23 protein-coding genes and 3 tRNA genes are annotated in these 23,603 nt (G+C 53.9%); 12 read left to right on the top strand and 14 right to left on the bottom strand.

The window, feature by feature from the left end; all coding sequences use genetic code 11:
• Positions 1–9: 9 nt before the first annotated feature.
• The 3 genes from amiB to nnr are packed head-to-tail and all read right to left on the bottom strand — an operon-like array spanning position 10 to position 3,314.
• Positions 10–1,332 carry an N-acetylmuramoyl-L-alanine amidase AmiB gene (gene amiB / locus AWR26_RS23250; protein ID WP_064568704.1) on the bottom strand — a complete coding sequence of 441 codons (1,323 nt, stop codon included), beginning with the start codon at positions 1,330–1,332 and terminating at the stop codon, positions 10–12.
• A 16-nt stretch (positions 1,333–1,348) separates the two neighbouring features.
• Entirely contained in the window at positions 1,349–1,810 is a 462-nt protein-coding gene (gene tsaE, locus AWR26_RS23255; protein ID WP_007372735.1) for a tRNA (adenosine(37)-N6)-threonylcarbamoyltransferase complex ATPase subunit type 1 TsaE, read from the bottom strand.
• The gene (gene nnr, locus AWR26_RS23260; RefSeq protein WP_064568705.1) at positions 1,803–3,314 is read right to left on the bottom strand and encodes a bifunctional ADP-dependent NAD(P)H-hydrate dehydratase/NAD(P)H-hydrate epimerase; all 1,512 of its coding nucleotides are present in this window, start codon (positions 3,312–3,314) and stop codon (positions 1,803–1,805) included. Before nnr ends, tsaE begins: the two co-directional genes overlap by 8 nt.
• 14 nt (positions 3,315–3,328) lie before the next feature.
• Between nnr and queG the strand changes: the two genes are divergently transcribed.
• Positions 3,329–4,468, top strand: a complete 1,140-nt coding sequence (gene queG / locus AWR26_RS23265) for a tRNA epoxyqueuosine(34) reductase QueG (RefSeq protein WP_064568706.1) — start codon at positions 3,329–3,331, stop codon at positions 4,466–4,468.
• A 269-nt stretch (positions 4,469–4,737) separates the two neighbouring features.
• On the opposite strand, the gene AWR26_RS23270 is transcribed toward queG, so the two are convergent.
• From AWR26_RS23270 to orn, 4 genes are all read right to left on the bottom strand, one after another.
• Positions 4,738–4,813: transfer RNA gene (locus tag AWR26_RS23270), tRNA-Gly, on the bottom strand.
• 73 nt (positions 4,814–4,886) lie between these two features.
• Positions 4,887–4,962 (bottom strand) — tRNA-Gly (locus AWR26_RS23275).
• 63 nt (positions 4,963–5,025) lie between these two features.
• Positions 5,026–5,101: transfer RNA gene (locus AWR26_RS23280), tRNA-Gly, on the bottom strand.
• A 254-nt stretch (positions 5,102–5,355) separates the two neighbouring features.
• The gene (gene orn, locus AWR26_RS23285; protein ID WP_064568707.1) at positions 5,356–5,901 is read right to left on the bottom strand and encodes an oligoribonuclease; all 546 of its coding nucleotides are present in this window, start codon (positions 5,899–5,901) and stop codon (positions 5,356–5,358) included.
• Between the two features lie 94 nt (positions 5,902–5,995).
• On the opposite strand from orn, the gene rsgA reads away from it, so the two are divergent.
• The 3 genes from rsgA to mscM all read left to right on the top strand — a co-directional run bounded on the left by rsgA (position 5,996) and on the right by mscM (position 11,475).
• A complete protein-coding gene (gene rsgA / locus AWR26_RS23290; RefSeq protein WP_064568708.1) occupies positions 5,996–7,051 on the top strand; it encodes a small ribosomal subunit biogenesis GTPase RsgA in 1,056 nt (351 codons plus the stop codon).
• A gap of 99 nt (positions 7,052–7,150) precedes the next feature.
• Positions 7,151–8,119 carry an archaetidylserine decarboxylase gene (gene asd / locus AWR26_RS23295; RefSeq protein ID WP_064568709.1) on the top strand — a complete coding sequence of 323 codons (969 nt, stop codon included), beginning with the start codon at positions 7,151–7,153 and terminating at the stop codon, positions 8,117–8,119.
• A 23-nt stretch (positions 8,120–8,142) separates the two neighbouring features.
• Positions 8,143–11,475 (top strand): miniconductance mechanosensitive channel MscM, encoded by a 3,333-nt coding sequence (mscM, locus tag AWR26_RS23300; protein WP_064568710.1) that lies wholly within the window; start codon positions 8,143–8,145, stop codon positions 11,473–11,475.
• A gap of 53 nt (positions 11,476–11,528) precedes the next feature.
• Here the strand turns inward: mscM and epmA are convergent, their stop codons facing one another.
• Positions 11,529–12,506 (bottom strand): elongation factor P--(R)-beta-lysine ligase, encoded by a 978-nt coding sequence (gene epmA, locus AWR26_RS23305; protein ID WP_064568711.1) that lies wholly within the window; start codon positions 12,504–12,506, stop codon positions 11,529–11,531.
• Between the two features lie 306 nt (positions 12,507–12,812).
• Here epmA and frdA point away from each other — a divergent pair, with 306 nt between their 5' ends.
• The 5 genes from frdA to AWR26_RS23330 all read left to right on the top strand — a co-directional run bounded on the left by frdA (position 12,813) and on the right by AWR26_RS23330 (position 16,723).
• Positions 12,813–14,603, top strand: coding sequence for a fumarate reductase (quinol) flavoprotein subunit (gene frdA, locus AWR26_RS23310; RefSeq protein WP_064568712.1), 1,791 nt, complete (start codon positions 12,813–12,815; stop codon positions 14,601–14,603).
• Positions 14,596–15,330, top strand: a complete 735-nt coding sequence (locus AWR26_RS23315; protein ID WP_007372723.1) for a succinate dehydrogenase/fumarate reductase iron-sulfur subunit — start codon at positions 14,596–14,598, stop codon at positions 15,328–15,330. Before frdA ends, AWR26_RS23315 begins: the two co-directional genes overlap by 8 nt.
• A 10-nt stretch (positions 15,331–15,340) precedes the next feature.
• Positions 15,341–15,736 carry a fumarate reductase subunit FrdC gene (frdC, locus tag AWR26_RS23320; protein ID WP_043955479.1) on the top strand — a complete coding sequence of 132 codons (396 nt, stop codon included), beginning with the start codon at positions 15,341–15,343 and terminating at the stop codon, positions 15,734–15,736.
• A gap of 10 nt (positions 15,737–15,746) precedes the next feature.
• Positions 15,747–16,106: a fumarate reductase subunit FrdD gene (gene frdD, locus AWR26_RS23325; RefSeq protein WP_064568713.1), complete on the top strand. Its 360-nt coding sequence runs from the start codon at positions 15,747–15,749 to the stop codon at positions 16,104–16,106.
• An 86-nt stretch (positions 16,107–16,192) separates the two neighbouring features.
• Positions 16,193–16,723, top strand: coding sequence for a lipocalin family protein (locus AWR26_RS23330; protein WP_064568714.1), 531 nt, complete (start codon positions 16,193–16,195; stop codon positions 16,721–16,723).
• Here the strand turns inward: AWR26_RS23330 and sugE are convergent.
• A complete protein-coding gene (sugE, locus tag AWR26_RS23335) occupies positions 16,720–17,037 on the bottom strand; it encodes a quaternary ammonium compound efflux SMR transporter SugE (RefSeq protein ID WP_043955485.1) in 318 nt (105 codons plus the stop codon). The genes AWR26_RS23330 and sugE overlap by 4 nt on opposite strands.
• A 263-nt stretch (positions 17,038–17,300) precedes the next feature.
• Here sugE and AWR26_RS23340 point away from each other — a divergent pair, with 263 nt between their 5' ends.
• Positions 17,301–17,903, top strand: a complete 603-nt coding sequence (locus tag AWR26_RS23340; protein ID WP_064568715.1) for a helix-turn-helix transcriptional regulator — start codon at positions 17,301–17,303, stop codon at positions 17,901–17,903.
• Positions 17,904–17,932: 29 nt separating this feature from the next.
• Here the strand turns inward: AWR26_RS23340 and ecnB are convergent, their stop codons facing one another.
• From ecnB to efp, 3 genes are all read right to left on the bottom strand, one after another.
• Positions 17,933–18,079, bottom strand: a complete 147-nt coding sequence (ecnB, locus tag AWR26_RS23345) for a lipoprotein toxin entericidin B (protein WP_014168289.1) — start codon at positions 18,077–18,079, stop codon at positions 17,933–17,935.
• A gap of 107 nt (positions 18,080–18,186) precedes the next feature.
• Positions 18,187–18,318, bottom strand: a complete 132-nt coding sequence (locus tag AWR26_RS23350; protein ID WP_064568716.1) for an entericidin A/B family lipoprotein — start codon at positions 18,316–18,318, stop codon at positions 18,187–18,189.
• Positions 18,319–18,376: 58 nt separating this feature from the next.
• On the bottom strand, positions 18,377–18,943 hold the full coding sequence (gene efp, locus AWR26_RS23355) for an elongation factor P (RefSeq protein ID WP_007372714.1): 567 nt from the start codon (positions 18,941–18,943) through the stop codon (positions 18,377–18,379).
• A gap of 41 nt (positions 18,944–18,984) precedes the next feature.
• Between efp and epmB the strand changes: the two genes are divergently transcribed.
• Positions 18,985–20,013, top strand: coding sequence for an EF-P beta-lysylation protein EpmB (epmB, locus tag AWR26_RS23360; RefSeq protein ID WP_064568717.1), 1,029 nt, complete (start codon positions 18,985–18,987; stop codon positions 20,011–20,013).
• Positions 20,014–20,069: 56 nt separating this feature from the next.
• Here the strand turns inward: epmB and AWR26_RS23365 are convergent, their stop codons facing one another.
• Together AWR26_RS23365 and AWR26_RS23370 are read right to left on the bottom strand one after the other, a co-directional pair.
• On the bottom strand, positions 20,070–21,578 hold the full coding sequence (locus AWR26_RS23365) for a methyl-accepting chemotaxis protein (protein WP_407658736.1): 1,509 nt from the start codon (positions 21,576–21,578) through the stop codon (positions 20,070–20,072).
• A 413-nt stretch (positions 21,579–21,991) separates the two neighbouring features.
• On the bottom strand, positions 21,992–22,348 hold the full coding sequence (locus tag AWR26_RS23370; RefSeq protein WP_064568718.1) for a DUF4156 domain-containing protein: 357 nt from the start codon (positions 22,346–22,348) through the stop codon (positions 21,992–21,994).
• Between the two features lie 651 nt (positions 22,349–22,999).
• Here AWR26_RS23370 and AWR26_RS23375 point away from each other — a divergent pair.
• The gene (locus tag AWR26_RS23375; RefSeq protein WP_167351159.1) at positions 23,000–23,557 is read left to right on the top strand and encodes a winged helix-turn-helix domain-containing protein; all 558 of its coding nucleotides are present in this window, start codon (positions 23,000–23,002) and stop codon (positions 23,555–23,557) included.
• The last annotated feature ends 46 nt before the right edge of the window (positions 23,558–23,603 follow it).

Below are 23,603 nucleotides of genomic sequence, written 5' to 3' on the forward strand. Positions count from 1 at the left end.
AAAATATCCTTAGTTAAGCAGACCGCTTGCAGGCGCTGCGGCACTGGCTGTTTGCCCACCTCCGCCCTGCGGCGCGGATTGCAATGGATGAGCGAGAAAATAGTTACGCAGGCCACCGTAAATCGCTTCGGCGATTTGCTGCTGGTACGCATCGCTGGCCAGCAAACGCTCTTCGCCGCTGTTGCTGATAAAACCGGTTTCGACCAGTACCGACGGAATATCCGGCGAGCGCAGCACGCCAAGGCTGGCATGTTCCGGACGGCGTTTATGTAACGATCCCACGCGCTGGAGCTGGCCCAGTATGTTCGTGGCGACATCATAACCTACGCGCTGAGAATGGCCGAACTGTAAATCAAGCACCGCCTGGCTGAGGTAGGGGTCAGATTGGCTGTTCGCCAGCATGTCGCCCGCGCCGCCCAGCAATTCAGATTGTTTCTCATGCTGCTCAAGCCAGCCCGCCATCTCGCTGTTGGCGCGACGGTTCGACAGCACCCAGACCGACGCACCGGTAGCATCACGGTTTGGCGCAGCATCGGCATGGATCGAGACAAGAAAGTTGGCGTTCTGCTTACGCGCCACGTCGGAACGCCCCATTACGGAGATAAAATAGTCGCCGTCGCGGGTCATCACCGGTTTGAACATGGGATCGTCATTCAGCAGCGCACGCAATTTACGGGCAATGGAGATGGTGACGTTTTTCTCCTCCGTACCGCCGGAACCAATTGCGCCAGGATCCTGGCCGCCGTGCCCGGCGTCAATCGCAATCACCACTTTGTCGCCGGATACCATGCGCGATTGCGCCGCCGGACGCGTCACGGTGTTGCTGCTGGTAACGCTGGTAATGCGGTCATTGTCTGATTTAAACGGATTGCGTCCAGGCTGCGCCGGGCGCGGGGTAATAACTGGCGTCTCGACGCGCTTCGCCACCACTGGCGGCGGCGGTGGGACATCAGCATCGATGGTAAATACCACCTTATAACCTGCGCCGTTTTGCTGTTTCACCGCACGGGTTTTGCCGTTCTGCGTCAGATCCACTACCAGGCGGATCGACTGGTTATCTTTTGCCGTACCTGCGCGAATACTTTTCACCAAGTTGTTGCCGCTGAACTGCAACGGCAACCCCTGAATAACACCGGTCTGTTTGATATCCAGCGCCACGCTGCGCTTATCCTGCTGCGAGAACGCATACTCAGGATCGCCCATAAAACTGAAGGTGATACGCGCCTGTCTGTCGCCATTGGACACCTGAATATCGGCTAAACTTGCTGCGCCAACGTGAGCGCACGCCAGCACAAGAACTGCCGCCAACCAACCTTTCACGCGAGAGATCATCCCGTCACCCTTCCTGTTAACCGGCCATACGCGCCAGCAACGACTCGCCAGATGAGGAAACAGCACGAATGCGCGCCTCACGCCCCTGCGCCTGGTAATCTAAATGGATTTCGACATCCGGGTCAGGCAGTACACCCGCACCTTGTTGCGGCCACTCGACCAGGCAAATCGCGTCGTTGGCAAAATAATCGCGGATCCCCATAAACTCCAGCTCCTCCGGGTCCGCAAGGCGGTAGAGATCGAAGTGATACACCATCAGCTTATCGAGGGTGTAAGGCTCCACCAGCGTATAAGTCGGGCTTTTGACATTCCCGTGATGGCCTAAAGCCTGCAAAAAGCCCCGGCTAAAGGTGGTTTTACCCGCACCGAGATCGCCATACAGATAAATCACCGTCGCGCCATCGCAGGCCTGCGCCACGCGGTTGCCGAGATCCAGTGTCGATTGCTCGTCAGGTAAAGGAATAACTCGATTAATCATCTTTTGTATCAACTACATCCGGGTTAACAACACGCAAAAGCGTCATAAAAAGATCGGTAGCCAGCATACCGCGCTGACCATATTGTGCCGCTCGTCTGTCGGCCGCTGCGCCATGCGCAACGCATCCGGCGCAAGCCGCATCATACAAACTGAGTTTCTGACCGAGCAGCGCGCCAATAATGCCCGACAGCACGTCGCCCATGCCACCGCTCGCCATTCCGGCGTTTCCGGCATCAACAATGCCTGCCTCACCGGCCTCGCTCGCCACCACTGTACCCGCACCTTTCAGCACCACCACGCCAGCGTAACGTTTTACCAGACGTTGAGCAGAAAGTAAGCGATCGCTTTCAATTTCCGCCACGCTACAGTTAAGCAAACGCGCAGCCTCGCCGGGATGCGGCGTCAGTACGCGATTGTGACGTTTATCGGGATTGATTGCCAGAAGGTTCAACGCATCGGCGTCCCACAGCATCGGCTTACGAAAATTCTCCACTTTTTGCAGCGCTTTTTTGCCCCACTCTTGCTGCCCAAGCCCTGGCCCTATCACCACCACATCCGCCCACTCCAGGCTTTCATCCAGCGATGCCGCCGTCAGTTCATGGACCATAAGTTCCGGGCGGGCAGTGATAATGGGCGGGATATTCTCACTACGCGTCAGCACGCGAACCAGGCCCGCACCTGCGCGTAGCGCGGCTTCACCAGCCATACGGATGGCGCCAGCCGTGCCGTGATCGCCGCCAATAATCACCAACCGCCCATGATCGCCTTTATGCGCTGTTGGACGGCGCGGTGGTAACCACTGCGCTAACTGGCTCTCATCAAAACGGGAAAACGGCGCTTGCTGGCCGTTAAGCCAGGGTTCAAGCCCCAGCGCATGGTGATGCAACTGGCCGACGACGTCACGCGCTTTGCCGGTCAGCAAGCCCGGTTTAAGCGCGATAAACGTCACGGTGTGCTGTGCCTCAATGACTGCACCCGGTGTCGTGCCGGTTTGCGCATTCAGGCCGGAGGGAATATCCAGCGCCAGCACTGGCGCGGAATGTAGGTTAGCTTGTTCAATCAACGCGGAGACATCGTCGCGCGGCGCGCGGTCAAGCCCCGTACCAAGCAAAGCATCGATAATTAAATCGACATCGTCCGGCCAGGCGACATCCGCGGCATGAATGACACCTCCTGCATCAAGCCAGGCTTGACGCGCGGTTGCAGCCTCTTCCGGCAGCGGCTTGCTACTCTCCAGCGCCAGCAGTGTTACGGCAATGCCCGCTGCTGCTGCCAAACGCGCAACGACATAGCCGTCGCCGCCGTTATTACCGTGCCCGCAAAGCACCAGCCAGCTACGTGTGTCAGGAAATTGTTCCCGCGCGACGGCAAACGCGGCTTCGCCTGCGCGCTGCATAAGTTCATAGAGTGTGATGCCGAGGCTGTCTGCCGCCTCGCGTTCCACGCGTTTCATCTCAGCTGTTGGCCAGACAGAGTGTGGTATACTTGCTGCGTTTTTCTTCATTTCTATGGTCCGTCATGTCACAGCCCCTCAATCTCAATGACTTAGCGCAACAAATCAAACAGTGGGGCTCTGAACTGGGTTTTCAGCAGGTCGGTATTACGGATATCGATCTCAGCGCCAGCGAGCCGAAGCTGCAAGCGTGGCTGGACAAACAATATCACGGCGAAATGGAGTGGATGGCGCGCCACGGCATGATGCGCGCCCGCCCCCACGAGCTTCTCCCCGGCACGCTGCGCGTCATTAGCGTGCGCATGAATTACCTTCCTGCACAGGCTGCTTTCGCCAGCACGCTGAAAAACCCTACGCTGGGCTATGTCAGCCGTTATGCGCTGGGTCGCGATTATCATAAGCTGCTGCGCAACCGGCTCAAAAAGCTCGGAGAACTTATCCAGCAGCATTGTGCTTCGCTGAATTTTAGACCTTTTGTTGATTCTGCGCCCATTCTTGAGCGTCCGCTGGCGGAAAAAGCCGGGCTGGGCTGGACAGGTAAGCACTCACTTATCCTCAGCCGCGATGCAGGCTCGTTCTTTTTCCTTGGCGAACTGCTGATTGATCTCCCGTTACCCGTTGATTCGCCAGTGGAAGAAGGTTGTGGGCGCTGCGTGGCTTGCATGACGATTTGCCCGACCGGCGCCATTGTTGAGCCTTATACGGTCGACGCCCGCCGCTGCATCTCTTATCTGACGATTGAGCTGGAAGGCGCCATCCCGGAAGCGTTTCGCCCGCTGATTGGTAACCGCATCTACGGCTGTGATGATTGCCAGCTGATTTGCCCCTGGAATCGCTACTCGCAACTAACCAACGAAGAGGATTTCAGCCCGCGCAAAGCGCTGCATGCGCCCGCACTGATTGAACTGTTCGCCTGGAATGAAGCGCACTTCTTGAAAGTCACGGAAGGTTCGGCGATTCGCCGTATTGGTCATTTACGCTGGCTACGCAATATTGCCGTCGCACTGGGCAATGCGCCGTGGGAGGAGGCTATTATCCAGGTGCTCCGACAGCGGCAGGGTGAGCACCCACTTCTCGACGAACACATAGAATGGGCGATTGCGCAGCAAATTGAGAAACGAAATGCCTGCGTGGTGGAAGTACAATCCCCGAAAAAGCAGCGGCTGGTACGGGTGGTTGAAAAAGGGCTGCCGCGCGATGCCTGAACCATCCACAGCTTGTGAATAAAATAAAAAACACATTACGATTCAACGTTCACAAAATCGTCAAGCGATCGAATTAACAGTTTGAAATATTATTTTATTTTTATTTTTCAATCGGTTGAAACGAGATCGTTCACCTGGCGAAGCAATGATAATGTTGCGAATGAAAGTTATGCCTGTGGATAACTCTGTTCACAATAATTTGACAGGACAATAAAAAAACGCCCCCAACGAGGAATCCCGCTGTGGATAATTTTTTATAGATGAAGATTTGGAGCGGGAAACGAGACTCGAACTCGCGACCCCGACCTTGGCAAGGTCGTGCTCTACCAACTGAGCTATTCCCGCATACTTATCTGGACAGGCTTGCTTGCCGTGACCAGTAAATCTGGATGGTGCGTGCCTTTCGGCATTTCAAATTTGGAGCGGGAAACGAGACTCGAACTCGCGACCCCGACCTTGGCAAGGTCGTGCTCTACCAACTGAGCTATTCCCGCATATTTATCCGGATTCAGCTTCAATGCCGAAACCAGTAAATCTGGATGGTGCATTTCAAATTTTGGAGCGGGAAACGAGACTCGAACTCGCGACCCCGACCTTGGCAAGGTCGTGCTCTACCAACTGAGCTATTCCCGCTTATCATCGATTTTTCAGCTAATTGCGAACAATTTCCGCTAAAATTTCGTGATGCCGTGTTGCACATTTCTGTGTCTTCACGGGAGGCGCATTATACGAGAAATCATTCCTGCTGCAAGCCCCCGACAGCAAATTTTCGCTTTTTTTGTTCAAGTGCTGCTTTAATCAACAAAGTGCGCATTTTTCCAGCAAACCCGCGCCAGCACTGGCTTGCGGGGCAACTGAAAAAAAATCGGCCCCGCGCCTTCATTGTCTTAAAGCTTAATAAAATGCTCGCGATAGTACGCCAGTTCAGCCACCGACTCACGAATATCATCCAGCGCCTGGTGGGTATTCTTTTTTTTCAGGCCTTCCAGGACTTCCGGCTTCCAGCGACGCGCCAGCTCTTTCAGCGTGCTGACATCCAGATAACGGTAGTGGAAATACGCTTCCAGCTCGGGCATGTACTTAAACAGAAAGCGGCGATCCTGGCCAATGCTATTGCCACAAATGGGGGATTTGCCCGCCGGCACCCACTCTTTAAGGAATTCGATAGTCGCCAGTTCCGCAGCACGATCGTCGAGCTGGCTGGCCTTAACGCGATCAACCAGACCGCTACCGGTATGAGTACGCACGTTCCACTCATCCATTAACGCCAACTGCGCGTCGGATTGATGTACCGCAATCACCGGCCCTTCCGCCAGGATGTTCAGATTCGCATCGGTTACCAGCGTGGCGATCTCAATAATGCGATCGCGCTCGGGATCTAACCCCGTCATCTCCAGATCGATCCAAATGAGGTTGTTTTCATTTGCGCTCATGCTATTTTCCACCCTTATCACGTAACTATATTCATCTAAAATTGCGTGTATCATAGAGGTTTTGCCCATCCAGGGCGACCAGGAGCCAGCACGATTGAGTAAAAATAAACTCTCCAAAGGACAGCAGCGCCGCGTAAAAGCGAACCACCAGCGCCGACTGAAAACGTCTGCGGAGAAAGCTGACTACGATGACAACCTGTTCGGCGAAGCGTCCGAAGGGGTGGTGATCAGCCGCTTTGGCATGCACGCCGATGTGGAATCTGCCGACGGCAAGGTGCATCGCTGTAACATTCGCCGCACTATTCGCTCGCTGGTCACCGGCGACCGCGTTGTCTGGCGTCCAGGTAAAGAAGCCGCAGAAGGCGTCACCGTCAAGGGCATCGTTGAAGCGGTGCACGAACGCACCTCGGTGCTGACGCGCCCTGATTTTTATGATGGCGTAAAACCCATCGCCGCCAACATCGATCAAATCGTAGTGGTCTCCGCGATCCTGCCGGAACTGTCACTCAATATTATCGATCGTTATCTGGTAGCCTGCGAAGCGTTGCAGGTTGCTCCGCTGATCGTCCTGAACAAAATCGATCTGCTGGATGACGAAGGAATGGCATTCGTCAATGAGCAGATGGATATCTACCGCAATATTGGCTACCAGGTGCTGATGGTCTCCAGCCACACGCAAGATGGCCTGGCACCGCTCGTTGAAGCGCTAACCGACCGTGTAAGCATCTTTGCCGGGCAGTCCGGCGTCGGGAAATCAAGCCTGCTCAATGCGCTGCTCGGTTTCCAGGAAGAGCAAATACTTACTAACGACGTTTCTGATGTTTCCGGCCTGGGGCAGCACACCACTACCGCAGCGCGTCTCTACCACTTCCCGCACGGCGGCGATGTGATTGATTCTCCGGGCGTTCGTGAGTTTGGCCTCTGGCATCTCGAACCGGAACAAATCACTAACGGGTTTGTCGAATTCCATGACTATATCGGTCACTGTAAATACCGCGACTGCAAACACGATACCGATCCCGGTTGCGCCATCCGCGAGGCGGTAGAAAATGGCGAGATTGCAGAAAGCCGCTTCGACAATTATCACCGTATTCTTGAAAGCATGGCGCAAGTAAAAACGCGTAAAAGCTTTTCTGAATCGGACGACTGACAATTAAGCTAAGCGTCGCTAAAATCGTCCCCTTTTTCAAAGACTCAGGCGCTCCGGCGTCGGGTCAGGAACGACAAAAACAATGGCCTGGAGGCTACCTTGTTAAACTCATTTAAACTTTCGCTTCAATACATTCTGCCTAAACTGTGGCTCACTCGCCTGGCGGGCTGGGGCGCAAGCAAACGTGCAGGCTGGCTGACCAAACTGGTTATCGATCTGTTCGTAAAATACTACAAGGTCGATATGAAAGAGGCGCAGAAGCCGGACACCGCCAGCTACCGTACCTTTAACGATTTCTTTGTGCGCCCGCTGCGCGACGACGTGCGCCCGCTTGATACCGATCCGAACGTGCTGGTGATGCCCGCAGACGGTGTTATCAGCCAGCTCGGCGCCATTGAGAATGACAAAATTCTGCAGGCCAAAGGTCATAACTACAGCCTGGAAGCGCTGCTGGCGGGCAACTATCTGATGGCAGACCTGTTCCGCAACGGCAGCTTTGTCACCACCTATCTCTCTCCACGCGATTATCACCGTGTTCATATGCCGTGTAATGGCATCCTGCGCGAAATGATTTACGTGCCAGGCGATCTCTTCTCCGTTAACCATCTGACGGCGCAAAATGTCCCTAATCTCTTTGCCCGTAACGAACGCGTGATCTGCCTGTTTGATACCGAGTTCGGCCCGATGGCGCAAATTCTTGTCGGCGCGACCATTGTCGGCAGTATCGAAACCGTGTGGGCAGGCACCATCACGCCGCCGCGCGAAGGCATTATCAAACGCTGGACATGGCCTGCGGGCGACAGCGAAGGCGCGGTTGCGCTGCTGAAAGGCCAGGAGATGGGCCGCTTCAAACTCGGCTCGACCGTCATCAACCTGTTTGCGCCGGGCAAAGTGGCGCTGGCAGAGCAATTGCAAAGCCTGTCGGTAACCAAAATCGGCCAGCCGCTGGCCGTTTCTACCGAGCCCTTCGCGCCGGTAGATGCCGAACCGGCACCACTGCCGGAAGCGGAAATCCAGGCAGAACACGATGCCAGCCCGCTGGTTGACGACCAAAAAGACCAGGGCTAACCCCCCGCACCACGGAGACTGATGTGCGCCTGATTATCGTTTTTCTGATGGCCTGGTGCCTCAGCCAGGGGGCCGTTGCAGCAACGGCTCCCGATGCCAGACAAATCACCCAGGAACTGGAGCAGGTTAAGGCGGCGAAAAGCACGCCGGAGCAGGCAGAAACGATCGAGGTGCTCCAGGCCGCGCTCAACGCCCTTGAGGAACGCAAAGGTTCACTCGAGCGTGCCCAGCAATATCAACAAGTTATTGATAATTTCCCCAAGATTTCCCGCACTCTGCGCGCGCAGTTGGATAACCTACGCGAGGAACCCAAATCGGTTCCCGAAGGGATGAGCAGCGACGCGCTGAATCAGGAGATCCTGCAAGTCAGCAGCCAGCTGCTGGAAAAAACCCGCCTTGCCCAGCAGGAGCAGGAACGCGCCAGAGAGATCAGCGATTCCCTGAGCCAGCTCCCGCAACAGCAGACCGAGGCGCGCCGTCAGGTCACCGAAGTGGAGCGCCGACTTGGCACGCAAAACACCAACACACCGTTGGCACAGGCACAAAACTTCGGTGCGCAGGCAGAATCCGCGAAGCTGAAAGCGCTGGTTGATGAGTTGGATCTGGCGCAACTTTCCGCCAATAACCGTCAGGAACTGGCGCGGATGCGCTCCGAACTGGCGCAGAAACAGAGCCAGCAGTTGGATGCATATCTACAGGCCTTGCGTAACCAGCTCAACAGTCAGCGCCAGCGCGAAGCCGAACAGGCGCTGGAGAGCACTGAGCTGCTGGCAGAAAATAGCGCCAATTTGCCCGCCGGTATCGTCGAGCAGTTCCGCATCAACCGCGAACTCTCGCAGGCGCTGAATCAACAGGCGCAGCGTATGGATCTGGTTGCATCCCAGCAGCGGCAGGCCTCCGGGCAAACTTTACAGGTTCGTCAGGCCCTTAATACGCTGCGTGAGCAGTCCCAGTGGCTCGGTGCCTCGAATATGCTGGGTGAAGCGCTACGCGCGCAGGTTGCCCGCCTGCCGGAAATGCCAAAACCGCAGCAACTGGATACCGAGATGGCACAACTGCGCGTCCATCGGATGCGCTATGAGGATTTGCTGAATAAGCAGCCGCAACTGCGACAGATCCGCCAGGCTGACGGCAAAGCGCTTACCGCCGAGCAGAACCGCATTCTGGAAGCCCAGTTGCGTACGCAGCGCGAACTGCTGAATTCTTTGCTTCAGGGCGGCGATACGCTGATCCTCGAGCTCACCAAGCTGAAAGTGGCCAATAGCCAGCTCGAAGATGCGCTGAAAGAGGTGAATGAAGCGACGCACCGCTATCTGTTCTGGACGGCGGATGTCAGCCCGCTGACCTTTACATGGCCAATTGAGATTGTGCAGGATCTGCGCCGTTTATTGTCGCTGGATACCCTCAGCCAGCTTGGCAAAGCCAGTATTATGATGCTGACCAGCAAAGAGACGCTGTTCCCGCTGTTTGGCGCCTTAGCGCTGGTGGGTTTCAGCATCTATTCACGTCGGCACTTTACCCGCTTTCTGGAGCGCTCAAGCGCCCGCGTTGGCAAGGTCACGCAGGATCACTTCTGGCTGACCATGCGCACCGTTTTCTGGTCGATCCTCGTCGCATCACCGCTTCCGGTGCTGTGGGCTACGCTCGGTTACGGTTTGCAGGAAGCCTGGCCCTGGCCGCTGGCGGTCGCCATCGGCGATGGCGTTACGGCGACCGTGCCGCTGCTGTGGGTGGTGATGATTTGCGCGACCTTCGCCCGCCCAACCGGCCTGTTTGTCGCCCACTTTGGCTGGCCGCGCAATCGCGTTGCGCGCGGCATGCGTTACTACCTGATGAGCATTGGCTTTATCGTACCGCTGATCATGGCGCTGATTATGTTCGATAACCTCAACGATCGAGAATTCTCCGGCTCGCTGGGGCGGCTGTGCTTTATCCTCATCTGCGGCGCGCTGGCGCTGGTGACGCTGAGCCTGAAACGCGCCGGGATCCCGCTCTATGTGGACAAAAGCGGCAGCGCCGATAACTTGCCAAATCATCTGTTGTGGAATTTGCTGCTCTGCGCGCCGCTGACGGCGATCCTCGCCGCCGCGGTCGGCTATCTGGCCACAGCGCAGGCGCTGCTCGCGCGTCTGGAAACCTCCGTCGCCATCTGGTTCGCCCTGTTGGTGGTCTACCACATTATCCGCCGCTGGATGCTGATTCAGCGCCGTCGCCTGGCGTTTGAACGCGCACGCCACCGCCGCGCGGAAATCCTCGCTCAGCGTGCGCGGGGCGAGGAAGAAGTGCCGCATCACGCCAGCACCGAAGGTGCTGCCGATGTCGATGAGCCGGAAGTCGATCTGGATGCGATCAGCGTCCAGTCGCTGCGGCTGGTGCGGTCGATTTTGATGTTGATTGCGCTGCTGTCTGTCATCGTGCTGTGGTCGGAGATCCATTCCGCTTTTGGTTTTCTGGAAAATATCCCGCTGTGGGATGTCACTTCGACGGTGCAGGGAGTGGAAAGCCTGGAGCCAATTACGCTCGGCGCGGTGCTGATCGCCATTCTCGTGTTTATCATCACCACGCAACTGGTGCGCAACCTTCCGGCATTGCTGGAACTGGCGCTGCTGCAACATCTGGATCTGTCGCCCGGCACCGGTTATGCCATTACCACTATCACTAAATATTTGCTGATGCTGTTCGGTGGGCTGGTCGGCTTCTCAATGATCGGCATCGAATGGGCCAAGCTGCAATGGCTGGTCGCCGCGTTGGGTGTCGGTCTCGGCTTTGGCTTACAGGAGATTTTCGCCAACTTCATCTCTGGCCTGATCATTCTGTTTGAGAAGCCGATCCGCATTGGCGATACCGTAACGATCCGCGATCTGACGGGCAGCGTGACGAAAATCAACACCCGCGCCACCACCATCAGCGACTGGGATCGTAAAGAGATCATCGTGCCGAACAAGGCGTTTATTACCGAGCAGTTTATTAACTGGTCGCTCTCCGATTCCGTCACGCGTGTAGTTTTAACCGTGCCTGCGCCCGCAGACGCCAACAGTGAAGAGGTGACGCAGATCCTCTATACCGCCGCCGAACGCTGCTCTTTTGTGATTGATAATCCGGCGCCGGAAGTATTCCTGGTCGATCTGCAACAGGGCATTCAACTGTTTGAACTGCGCATCTATGCCGCTGAGATGGGGCATCGTATGCCGCTGCGCCACGAAATCCACCAGTTAATTCTGGCGGGCTTCCGCGAACACGGTATCGATTTGCCGTTCCCGCCATTCCAGATGCGGCTGGAGAGCCTCGACGGGAAACGCACGGCGCGAACGCTGACTTCTGCAGGTAAAGGCAACCGCCCGGCCGGAAGTTTGTAACGTAACAAAAAAGGCGCCTCAGGCGCCTTTCTTCATGTTACCGCATCGGCTCATTACGCCCGGTCAACGGTAAACGCAATAACCTCAGCCAGGCTTTCCGCTTGTAATGCCAGCATTACCAGACGATCAACGCCCAGCGCCACGCCAGAACAATCCGGCAGCCCAGCTTTCAGTGCTTCCAGCAAATTATTGTCCACCGGCTGCTGCGGCAGACCGCGCGCCGCGCGCTTGCGGTTATCCTGCTCAAAACGCTGCTGCTGCTCGCGGGCGTCAGTCAGCTCGTGGAAACCATTCGCCAGCTCAATCCCTTTGAAATAAACCTCAAAACGCTCCGCCACGCGGTGATCTTCGGTGCTGATCTGCGCCAGAGCGGCCTGGCTTGCCGGGAAGTGATACACGAAAGTCGGTCGGTCTTTGCCGATATGCGGCTCAACGCCCATGGCAAACAGCAGTTGTAGCAGCGTATCGCGGTCTTCTTCTGTCTCCGCAATATTGCTCAGATCGAGTTTTGCCGCCACTTCGCGCAGTTGCGTTTTATCAGCAGAGAGCGGATCCACTTCCAGATAACGCTGGAACGCCTGCTGATAAGAGAGCGATTCCGCTGCCGGGCACTCCAGCACCTGTTGCAGTAAATCGTCCACCTCGTTCATCAGGCGGTACATGTCGTAGTGCGGACGATACCACTCAAGCATGGTGAATTCAGGATTGTGATGACGGCCCATCTCTTCATTACGGAAGCTTCTGCACAACTGGAATACCGGGCCACATCCCGCCGCCAGCAGACGCTTCATATGGTATTCCGGGCTGGTCATCAGGTAGAGATTGATGCCCTGAGAATGGCCGGGGCCAACAAAACGGGTTTCAAATGGGAACAGATGAACGTCCGTTACCGTTGCCTGGCTCATGCAGGGCGTCTCCACCTCAAGTACGCCGCGATCGGCGAAAAAACGCCGAATTTCCGCCATGATTGCCGCGCGTTTTAATAAATTGGGGATGGATGCGCTCGGCTGCCAGGTGGCCGTTTCGCTCATGGTACGTTCTCCAAATTCAGACAAGGGCACGAAGTCTACCCGCATCGATCCGCAGAGACAAATTTTGTGCAAAAAAATTTCATTTATCTCGTCTATAAATAAAGAGGAAGTAATCAAGGATGATATTTATCAATATGAATGATGCATTGCCTTAAAGAACAGCAAAAAAATCGAACGCATCAAATTTCCCTTGAATCTCTGCGGTTATACTGCTGCTTACCCAAAAAGGAGCAGTGGAACATATTCGCAACTGCCTTAAGCGGTCTGGCTTATCGTTGCGGAACAACAATAATCTGGAGGAATGTCGTGCAAACCTTTCAAGCCGATATCGCTGTGATAGGCGCAGGCGGAGCGGGATTACGCACCGCCATCGCGGCGGCGCAAGCCAACCCGAAAGCCAAAATCGCATTGATTTCAAAAGTTTATCCGATGCGCAGCCACACGGTTGCCGCAGAAGGCGGTTCTGCCGCCGTCGCCCAGGATCATGACAGCTTCGAATACCATTTCCACGATACCGTTGCTGGCGGTGACTGGCTTTGCGAACAGGATGTCGTTGACTATTTTGTGCATCATTGCCCGACAGAAATGACCCAACTTGAACAGTGGGGCTGTCCGTGGAGCCGTCGCCCGGATGGTTCGGTCAACGTGCGGCGCTTCGGTGGGATGAAAATCGAACGTACCTGGTTCGCCGCCGATAAAACCGGCTTCCATATGCTGCATACCCTGTTTCAAACCTCCCTTCAGTTCCCACAAATCCAACGCTTCGACGAACATTTCGTGCTGGATATCCTTGTGGATGACAACCATGCCCGCGGGCTGGTCGCCATGAATATGATGGAAGGCACGCTGGTACAGATTCGCGCTAATGCCGTAGTGATGGCAACGGGCGGCGCTGGCCGCGTTTACCGCTACAACACCAACGGCGGCATTGTCACCGGCGACGGCATGGGCATGGCGCTGGCGCACGGTGTTCCGCTGCGCGACATGGAGTTCGTGCAGTACCATCCAACCGGCCTGCCGGGTTCCGGCATTCTGATGACAGAAGGTTGTCGCGGCGAAGGCGGCATTCTGGTGAACAAAAACGGTTACCGTTATTTGCAGGATTACGGTATGGGGCCGGAAACGCCACTGGGCGAGCCGAAGAACAAATATATGGAACTCGGCCCGCGCGACAAAGTGTCGCAAGCGTTCTGGCATGAGTGGCGTAAAGGCAACACCATTTCGACACCGCGCGGTGATGTGGTCTACCTCGACCTGCGTCATCTTGGCGCGAAAAAAATCAGCGAGCGCCTGCCGTTTATCTGCGAACTGGCGAAAGCCTATGTCGGCGTCGATCCGATCAAAGAACCGATTCCGGTACGCCCGACGGCCCACTACACCATGGGCGGTATCGAAACCGATCAAAACTGCGAATCCCGCATCACCGGGCTGTTTGCAGTGGGCGAATGCTCGTCGGTCGGCCTGCATGGTGCCAACCGTCTCGGCTCTAACTCGCTGGCGGAACTGGTGGTGTTTGGCCGCCTGGCCGGTGAACGCGCCATTGCACGTTCGGCCTCTGCGAGCCAGGCCAATGATGCTGCGTTAAACGCACAGGCAGCAGATGTCGAGCAGCGTCTGAAAGCGCTGGTCAATCAGGACGGCAACGAAAGCTGGGCGAAAATCCGCGACGAAATGGGCGAATCCATGGAAGAAGGCTGCGGGATCTACCGCACGCCGGAATTAATGCAAAAAACCGTGGATAAGCTGGCCGAGCTGCAAGAGCGTTTTAAACGCGTGCGCATTACCGATACTTCCAGCGTCTTCAACACCGATGTGCTCTACACCATCGAACTGGGACACGGACTGAACGTGGCCGAATGTATGGCGCACTCGGCGCTGGCGCGTAAAGAATCCCGCGGGGCGCATCAGCGCCTGGATGAGGGATGTACTGAGCGCGATGACGTCAACTTCCTCAAGCACACACTGGCTTTCCGCGATGCCGACGGCGCAACCCGACTGGAATACAGCGACGTGAAGATCACTACGCTGCCACCGGCGAAACGCGTATACGGTGCAGAAGCTGAATCGCCTGAGAAGAAGGAGACGAACAATGTCTGAGATGAAGAATCTGAAAGTGGAGGTGGTGCGTTACAACCCGGAAGTGGACGATGCACCTCACAGTGCCTTCTATGACGTACCTTACGATGAAGCCACTTCTCTGCTCGACGCGCTGAACTATATCAAAGATAACCTTGCGCCGGACCTGAGCTACCGCTGGTCGTGCCGTATGGCGATTTGCGGCTCCTGCGGCATGATGGTCAACAAGGTCCCGAAACTGGCGTGTAAAACCTTTCTGCGCGATTACGAGAAAGGCCTGAAAGTCGAGGCGCTGGCAAACTTCCCGGTTGAGCGCGATCTGGTGGTCGATATGACCCACTTTATCGAAAGTCTCGAAGCGATTAAGCCTTACATTATCGGCAATACGCGCACGCCGGATCAGGGGCCAGGCAAGCAAACCCCGGCGCAGATGGCGAAGTACCATCAGTTCTCCGGCTGCATTAACTGCGGCCTGTGCTACGCTGCCTGCCCGCAGTTTGGCCTGAATCCTGAGTTTATCGGCCCGGCGGCAATTACGCTGGCGCATCGCTATAACCTTGATAGCCGCGATCACGGCAAAAAAGAGCGCATGGGGCAACTCAACAGCCAGAACGGCGTGTGGAGCTGTACGTTTGTCGGCTACTGTTCGGAAGTGTGTCCGAAACATGTCGATCCGGCTGCGGCCATTCAGCAGGGCAAGGTGGAAAGCTCGAAAGACTTTCTTATCGCCACCCTGAAACCACGCTAAGGAGTGCATTATGACGACTAAACGTAAAGCCTGGGTTCGTCCCATGCCGTCAAGCTGGTGGAAAACTCTGCCGTTTTATCGCTTCTACATGCTGCGTGAAGGAACGGCGGTACCTGCGGTCTGGTTCAGTATCGAACTGATCTTTGGTCTGTTTGCGCTAAAACATGGGCCGGAAAGCTGGCAAGGTTTCGTGCATTTTCTGCAAAACCCGATTGTGGTGATCCTCAATCTGGTGACGCTCGCCGCCGCGCTGCTGCACACCAAAACCTGGTTTGATCTGGCGCCGAAAGCGCAGCTTATCATCGTCAAAGGCGAAAAAATGGGGCCAGAGCCGGTAGTGAAAGGGCTTTGGGTGGTGACTGCGGTAGTCACTGTGGTGGTGCTGTTTGTGGCTCTTTTCTGGTAAGGAGGCCAACGTGATTAACCCGAATCCAAAACGTTCTGACGAACCCGTATTCTGGGGCTTGTTCGGCGCAGGCGGTATGTGGAGCGCCATTGTCGCGCCGGTCATCGTGCTGCTGGTCGGCATTCTGCTGCCGCTGAGCTTCTACCCTGGTGAAGCGCTGGGTTATGAGCGCGTACTGGCGTTTGCGCAAAGCTTCGTTGGACGCGTGTTCCTGTTTTTGATGATTGTCCTGCCGGTGTGGTGCGGTCTGCACCGTATTCACCATATGATGCATGATTTGAAAATTCACGTACCGAACGGTAAATGGGTGTTCTACGGTCTCGCAGCGATTCTGACCGTGGTCACACTGATCGGCGTCATTTTTATTTGATACCAGTCGCTCTCCTGCGCAAGCGGGAGAGCAAATTTCCTGCCAGCGTCTATACCCTAAAGAAAAGATCTGGAAGGAAAAATCCCATGCGCATGCTGCTGATGATCGTCACGGTTACCGCTGCGTTACTGCTCTCCGCCTGTAGTTCCCCCACCCCGCCTGATGGCGTCACCGTTGTGCAAAACTTCAATACCCAGCGTTATCTCGGAAGATGGTACGAAATCGCCCGTCTGGACCACCGCTTCGAGAGCGGTCTGGAGAAAGTCACCGCCACCTACAGTTTGCGCAACGACGGCGGCCTGACAGTGATAAACCGCGGCTATAATCCGCAACGCGACATGTGGCAACAGTCCACCGGCGTGGCCTATTTCACCGGCAATCCGAATATCGCCGCGCTGAAGGTCTCTTTCTTCGGTCCTTTCTATGGCGGTTACAACATCATTACCCTTGACGATGAATACCGCTACGCGCTGGTTTGCGGGCCGGATCGCGACTATTTATGGCTGCTGTCGCGCACACCAACCCTACCGGCAGAGGTCAAACAGCAGATGCTGGATATCGCCAGCCGGCAAGGTTTTGCTGTGGAAAAACTACTCTGGATTAATCAGTCTTACTAATGTGTGCTGAGCTTTAAGCCAATGATTCCGGCGACAATCAGACACAGGCTGAGAATACGCGCCAGGCTTGCAGATTCGCCAAGCAACACAATCCCTGCAACCGCAGCGCCCACCGCGCCGATCCCGGTCCAGATAGCATAAGCGGTACCGACCGGCAGGGTTTTCATTGCCCATGACAGCAGCACAATACTGGCGATCATCGCTGTAACGGTGATGATACTGGGGGCAAGACGCGTAAAGCCGTGGGTGTATTTCAGGCCGACAGCCCAAACCACTTCAAGAAGACCGGCGATAAGAAGAATTAACCAGGACATAATTGGCTCCGATGCGGGGCCGTCCCCGAAAAAAACGCAACTGACAGGTCGTCCCGCCAGAGATGTGAAGAGAGGCAAATTCTGCCCGCTACAGTTTAAAATTTCAACTTGATTGTGCCTGTTTACATTCCGCAAGTTAAAGCAAGAAATAGCCACTGTTCGCTGCGGAATTCCAGCATTTACCCACCTTATGTACCCCCTATGATGAATCACTTTCCTGAATACAGGAAGTTGTGCGCCACCCTCTGACTGCGAAGAAAAATATGTTCAAGATTCTCGTGATTGACCGTTGTTACTTCACCCGCGTTGGGGTGGAGTCCTGGCTCAATCAACCCGATTTGTTCCCCGCCTCGTTCCTCGTCACCGGGTTGCATAATTTAATGCTGGCGAAAGAACATATTGTGCAGTGGCAGCCCGATCTGGTGATTGCCGACCTTCATGGTTTCAAAAATGAAATCCATCATATTCAACAGCTTGCTTCGCTATTTTCCGTCTGCAGCGACGCAAACCAGGTACTGCTGCTGGAATCGGGTACCGATGCGCAACTTTCCGGGTTCTATGCGCAATTTAAAATTTGCGCAACGCTGCAAAAAACAGAACCGCTGGAGAAACTGGCGCAGGTCATTGATGACATTGTGCTGGCGCGCCCGACGCGTTCAATTCCACAAATGGCGACGCCATTACTGACTAAACAGGAAGAAAAAGTGCTCACGCTATGGATGGAAGGGAAAAGTAACCAAAGCATCGCTGCCAGGCTCAGTATTAACGGCAAAACCGTTTATACCTACAAGCGTAATATTCGCATGAAACTCGGGATGGGAAATCGGTTTACGCCGTTCCTTTCACTGCCGGAAAATTCAAATTAGCGGTACGGCGTATGCCGTACCGGCAAGGATTACTGCTGCGCTTTGCTTGCTGCGCCGGAAATTGCGCTGCCGCCTTCAGAGATATCCTGACCGACGCCACGCGTGGTGTTACACGCTGTCAGAACGGATGAAAGGACCAATACAGAAAAGATCGCAGCAATTGTCTTCTTAACCATAATATCTTCCTTTTGTGACCAATATTATTCGTGTATAGCCACTTAAGCATAGACAAAATTCCGCAATGAGACCGGAACGGGAAGATTTTTAAGAAGATGTGAAGTTTTTAGCTGACCGCGTGAGAAATCGCGTGGCCCAGGCTTTGAATATCTTCGCCCATGCCGCGCGCAGTATTGCAGCCCGACAGCAAAGCGCTGCTGATAAGCATAAGTGAAAGGATTTTGGTAAGGCGTTTCATCATTCCTGCCCTGTTATGTTCAACGGCGTAGCATGATGCTACGCCGAAGCCGCGGACATTACTTCACGCGAGATACGTATTCGCCGGAGCGGGTATCCACTTTGATAACTTCACCGATCTGCACGAACAGCGGAACTTTAACCACTGCGCCAGTGCTCAGGGTAGCCGGTTTGCCGCCGGTACCTGCGGTGTCGCCTTTCAGACCTGGATCGGTTTCAACGATTTCCAGCTCAACAAAGTTCGGCGGAGTGACGGAGATAGGCTGGCCGTTCCACAGGGTCACGATGCATTCAGCCTGGTCCAGCAGCCATTTTGCGTTGTCGCCAATCGCTTTGGCGTCAGCGGAAAGCTGTTCGAAAGTTTCGTTGTTCATGAAGTGCCAGAACTCACCGTCGTTGTACAGGTAAGTCAGGTTCATATCGACAACGTCTGCGCCTTCGGCAGAGTCAGTAGATTTGAAAGTTTTTTCTACGCGAGTACCGGTCAGCAGGCGACGCAGCTTAACGCGCGCAAATGCCTGGCCTTTACCTGGTTTAACGAATTCGCTGGCTTCAACCGCGTAAGGTTCGCCGTCCAACATGATTTTAAGACCAGCACGAAAATCGTTGCTATAGTAAGTCGCCATAAGGCCCTCTGAAAATTGTTAACTGGTAGCTTAGCCACAAAATGGCGCATATTGTAACCCTAAATACCCCGTCCAGAGAAGATTGGTTAATGCAACTTGCCGATGTAATAACCGATCCGGACGAACTGTTACGTCTTTTAAAGATAGACACGGATGAAAATTTAACCGCAGGCCGTGAGGCAAAACGCCTGTTTCCTCTACGCGTACCGCGATCCTTCGCCGCGCGCATGCAGCCTGGCAATCCCAATGATCCGCTATTGCGCCAGGTGATCACCGCACCGCAGGAATTTATCGCCGCGCCGGGTTTCACCACCGATCCGCTGGAAGAGCAGAGTAGCGTGGTGCCTGGATTACTGCATAAATACCGTAATCGCGCCCTGCTGCTGGTGAAAGGCGGCTGCGCCGTGAACTGCCGCTACTGCTTCCGTCGCCACTTCCCCTACGCGGAAAATCAGGGCAACAAGCGTAACTGGCAAGGCGCGCTGGACTATATTGCAGCGCATCCGGAGCTGGATGAAATCATCTTTTCCGGCGGCGATCCGCTGATGGCGAAAGATCATGAGCTGGACTGGCTGCTGGAACAGCTGGAAGCCATTCCGCACATTAAACGCCTGCGTATTCACAGCCGCCTGCCGATTGTGATCCCGGCGCGCATCACTGATACGCTGGTCGCGCGTTTCGCCCGTTCATCTCTGCAAATTTTGCTGGTCAATCATATTAACCACGCCCAGGAGATCGGCGATGAGTTCCGCACGGCGATGGCCGCACTGCGGCAGGCGGGCGTCACTTTACTGAATCAAAGCGTGCTGCTACGTGGCGTGAATAATAATGCGCAAACGCTGGCGGAGTTGAGTAATGCGTTATTTGATGCGGGGGTGATGCCCTACTATCTGCATGTGCTGGATAAAGTTCAGGGAGCAGCGCACTTTATGGTGAGCGATGACGAAGCACGTTTGATTATGCGCGAGCTTCTGACGCTGGTTTCCGGCTATATGGTGCCGAAACTTGCCCGCGAGATTGGCGGCGAACCCAGTAAGACGCCGCTGGATCTGCAATTACGCCAGAGCTAAGCCGTAAATAATGACGAGCCTATGCAGGCTCGTCATTGCCGTTTGAAAATTGCCGTTTAAAACGTCTCCCAACCATCCTGTCCCGTAGTAGCAACAGCTTGTTTTGGTTGATGCATTTTCCCAACCGACTTTTTCACTTTCTCCAGTTGCTGTCCTGGCAAGCGGAACACATCAACCAGCTGTTGCAGTTTGCTGGCTTGCTCTTCCAGGCTACCGGCGGCGGCAGAAGACTCCTGTACCAGGGCGGCGTTCTGCTGCGTGGTGGTATCCATTTCCGACATCGCCTGGGCAATCTGCGAGATGCCACGGTTTTGCTCATCGGACGCGGCGGCGATCTCCTGCATTAAATCTTTAACCTGCTGCACGGAATGTACAATGCCGCTCATCGTTTCCCCCGCCAGATCGACCTGCCGGGAACCTTCTTCGACATAGTTAACCGACTCATGGATCAGGGCTTCAATCTCTTTGGCCGCCTGGGCACTGCGCTGCGCCAGGTTTCGCACTTCTCCTGCTACCACCGCAAAACCGCGCCCCTGCTCGCCCGCTCTGGCTGCTTCAACGGCTGCGTTAAGCGCCAGAATGTTGGTCTGAAACGCAATGCCATTAATCACAGAGGTGATTTCGGAAATGCGCTTCGAGCTTTCGATAATATCCTTCATGCGGTTCACCGCCACGCCAACAACGGTGCCGCCTTTTACCGCCGTATCTGCCGCTGTCGTAGCTAACTGGCTGGCCTGATGCGCGTTCTGCGCGTTCTGTTTCACCGTTGAACTCAGCTCTTCCATGCTCGCCGCCGTTTCCACCACGGCGGCCGATTGCTGCTCGGTACGTGCAGAGAGTTCATTGTTGCCGAGCGCAATCTCATTGGCGGCGGTATTCACCGAGCCAGAGGCGCTGCGCACCATGCTCAGTGATTCCGCGACCCGTTCAATCAGCAGATTGAATGCCCCAACGGCCCGGCCAATCTCGTCCAGACGCCCCGTTGGTAATGAATGGCTGAGATCCAGTTTTTCGCTGATGCTGACCATCCCGTCTTTCATCGCATTCAGACGACGTTTGATATTTAACACGGTGAATAAACCAAACAGTCCCAGAATAATCGTCGCCGCCAGTGTGGCAATCAGAGATAACGTCATCGCGCGAGAAATCAACGCACTATTATTACTGTTGGCCGCAGCCACCAACGAGGTGTTATAGGCAATTTGCTCGTCAAAATCATTGACTAATTGAGTAATATTACTCGCAACCAGTCCTCCAGAATGCATGGCTTTAACCACGCCATCACGATCGTTAGCATTTGATATTTTAAAATATTGATCCATTACCGCACGGAATTTTTCTAAATCACCTAACGTTTTATTCGACAAATCAAGATCATGTTGATCGGAAATAAGTTCCTTCAGGTAATGTTGATGCATGGCGTATAATTCATCATACATTTTTAACGCTTTTTGTTGGACTTCATTCATACCATCAGCGTCTTGCGTCAGGCCGTGTAGATAAAGCTGGCTACGGATGTTGGTGACCTTCAGCATCTCTTTGTTCATGGTGTCGAGGCTCGGCAAAATATTTGCCTGGAAATAATCTTGCGCGTTACTAATTTTTGATAGCGAAAAAACAGCGATAAGGTTTGTTCCAATTAAGCTTAAGATTAATAACGAAAATGCAAGCAACAACTTTTTTGTAATATTCATCGACTTTCCGACCCCCATCAAACCCATCAAAAGCACCCCGTTTTAAAATCCTTTTATTTTTACGTCCAGCCAACTATATCGACAATAAAACCGCATACTTTAGTGATCGCGGTATCTTCTCAGCAAAGAAACACGAAATAGTGTTTAACCTTAAGAAAACTTAATATTCAAGGTGGGTGAAATAACAAAAGTTATGAAAAAAGAATCAGGAGAAGAGGAATAAATAAAGGAGTGAAGCGATTAACGAACTCCCGCCAGCATGAGCGGGAGCCCGCAGCAACAACTTAGTTAGGGCATTTATAGACCTGCGCGTTCATTTCGCTGGCGGTCGGGACAAAACTGGATAAGAAACCCTGTGTCGGGCTGGAAACGTTATAAAGAACGTTGCCACCCATTGCAGCCGCCTGGTTGCGCAGCGCATTCGCCGCAGCGCGCATTGAGCCGCCCTCTTCGCCATGCTGGCCAGCGAGCCAGTTGCTCTGCGAGCCAGTGGCGGTACCAAGATACTGGCACTGCGCGCCCGGTTTATCTTCCACAAAGCGCACACCTTGCCCTGCAGTGCTTAGTTCACTGTTGCTGCTGCTGCAACCCGCTAACAGCAGCACGCCGCCCATAATCCCAGCCAAACGTTTTACGTACATGTTATTCCCCATAATCAATGAGCTGGACGCATGCCGCCCGTGTGTAAACCTTATACTAAAAAGATGACTAAAAGAAAAACATCCTCAGCATAAGCCGCACAAATCGCGGAAAATAGTGCCAGGAAAGCGTATTGCAACGATTAGGCTGGAGAGGGAACAACGTTCTGAGAGGCTGGCTGCGCTTCAACGCAGCCGCGCTGATTGAGGTGTAGGTTTCGCGTACGGCGTTCTGCCTGTTTTTTCACCGTCAGCTCTCATCGACTCAAACAGTACCCGGGGCTGAATACAACGTGTTAAGCGATTATATACCAACCGATAATTGGCAATGAAATAATATGCCGGGTAACGAAGAAAAGAATATCAAGCGTATCGTCTGAATCTGCAAACCGTAACACGTTAAAACCCTGGAGCTCATAATAATCTGATTAACTCCTCCGCCTGGGTAAATAACCACCAAAACCATTGACAATATATATTATATAGACAGTATGGTAACATCCAAAAAAATTCGTTGAACGGAATCGCAAATGAGACATTCATTAAAAGAAGATCACGAGCGCTATAATATCTTGTGGTAACAACAACCCTTAATTAACTCATTAATGCAGGATAACTAAAACCATAATAAGCATCGCCATGCAAGGTATGACTATGATATTTATCATTAATCACAAAATCCATTTCAGGCCTGCCGATGGCACTATCTGGAATAACGAAGTTGAAAGCGAAAAAAGCCATTTAACGCTGACTCGCGCCAGCAGTAGGTTGTTGACGTTTTTAATTGAGAATCAAGGAAAAATCTTAACGCGCAATGATATTTTGAAAGCAGTTTGGGGTAAATATGGCCAGCATTCGTCAAACAATACGCTAAATCAATATATTTCGCTGTTACGTAGAATGTTATCTAATTTTGGCTTAGGAGTTCAAGTTATTAAAACCATTCCTAAGACAGGATTTTTACTGAGTACGGATATACATATTGTTGCTAATAAAGAATTCGCCAATAGTGGGGTAAGGGCAGACGCACCGCTAATATGCAGAAACTGTAAAAAGTTAGGGTTATTGTTGCTACTGATAGTGCTTTTCATGCTATTTGCTGGCGTCTGGCAGAGCCGCACAGGTATTTGCAATTTTTCCACAGGTCTTCAGCCTGGCGCGAGCTGGCACCAGAACGTGCAGACGCCTGCAGAGTTAGTGTTACTGGTATAGTTTCATGCACATTCATGAGCAAAGCAGAAAGCAAAAAAAAGAGCGG

It is taken from the genome of Kosakonia oryzae (assembly GCF_001658025.2).
In the GTDB taxonomy this organism is placed as follows: Bacteria; Pseudomonadota; Gammaproteobacteria; order Enterobacterales; family Enterobacteriaceae; genus Kosakonia; species Kosakonia oryzae.

Bases quoted from the DNA above. Each gene is read 5' to 3' on its own strand.
- amiB (WP_064568704.1), bottom strand. From the start codon at position 1,332: ATGATCTCTCGCGTGAAAGGTTGGTTGGCGGCAGTTCTTGTGCTGGCG.
- tsaE (WP_007372735.1), bottom strand. From the start codon at position 1,810: ATGATTAATCGAGTTATTCCTTTACCTGACGAGCAATCGACACTGGAT.
- nnr (WP_064568705.1), bottom strand. From the start codon at position 3,314: ATGAAGAAAAACGCAGCAAGTATACCACACTCTGTCTGGCCAACAGCT.
- queG (WP_064568706.1), top strand. From the start codon at position 3,329: ATGTCACAGCCCCTCAATCTCAATGACTTAGCGCAACAAATCAAACAG.
- orn (WP_064568707.1), bottom strand. From the start codon at position 5,901: ATGAGCGCAAATGAAAACAACCTCATTTGGATCGATCTGGAGATGACG.
- epmA (WP_064568711.1), bottom strand. From the start codon at position 12,506: ATGAGCGAAACGGCCACCTGGCAGCCGAGCGCATCCATCCCCAATTTA.
- AWR26_RS23315 (WP_007372723.1), top strand. From the start codon at position 14,596: ATGTCTGAGATGAAGAATCTGAAAGTGGAGGTGGTGCGTTACAACCCG.
- frdC (WP_043955479.1), top strand. From the start codon at position 15,341: ATGACGACTAAACGTAAAGCCTGGGTTCGTCCCATGCCGTCAAGCTGG.
- AWR26_RS23330 (WP_064568714.1), top strand. From the start codon at position 16,193: ATGCGCATGCTGCTGATGATCGTCACGGTTACCGCTGCGTTACTGCTC.
- sugE (WP_043955485.1), bottom strand. From the start codon at position 17,037: ATGTCCTGGTTAATTCTTCTTATCGCCGGTCTTCTTGAAGTGGTTTGG.
- AWR26_RS23340 (WP_064568715.1), top strand. From the start codon at position 17,301: ATGTTCAAGATTCTCGTGATTGACCGTTGTTACTTCACCCGCGTTGGG.
- ecnB (WP_014168289.1), bottom strand. From the start codon at position 18,079: ATGGTTAAGAAGACAATTGCTGCGATCTTTTCTGTATTGGTCCTTTCA.
- AWR26_RS23350 (WP_064568716.1), bottom strand. From the start codon at position 18,318: ATGAAACGCCTTACCAAAATCCTTTCACTTATGCTTATCAGCAGCGCT.
- efp (WP_007372714.1), bottom strand. From the start codon at position 18,943: ATGGCGACTTACTATAGCAACGATTTTCGTGCTGGTCTTAAAATCATG.
- epmB (WP_064568717.1), top strand. From the start codon at position 18,985: ATGGCGCATATTGTAACCCTAAATACCCCGTCCAGAGAAGATTGGTTA.
- AWR26_RS23370 (WP_064568718.1), bottom strand. From the start codon at position 22,348: ATGTACGTAAAACGTTTGGCTGGGATTATGGGCGGCGTGCTGCTGTTA.
- AWR26_RS23375 (WP_167351159.1), top strand. From the start codon at position 23,000: ATGATATTTATCATTAATCACAAAATCCATTTCAGGCCTGCCGATGGC.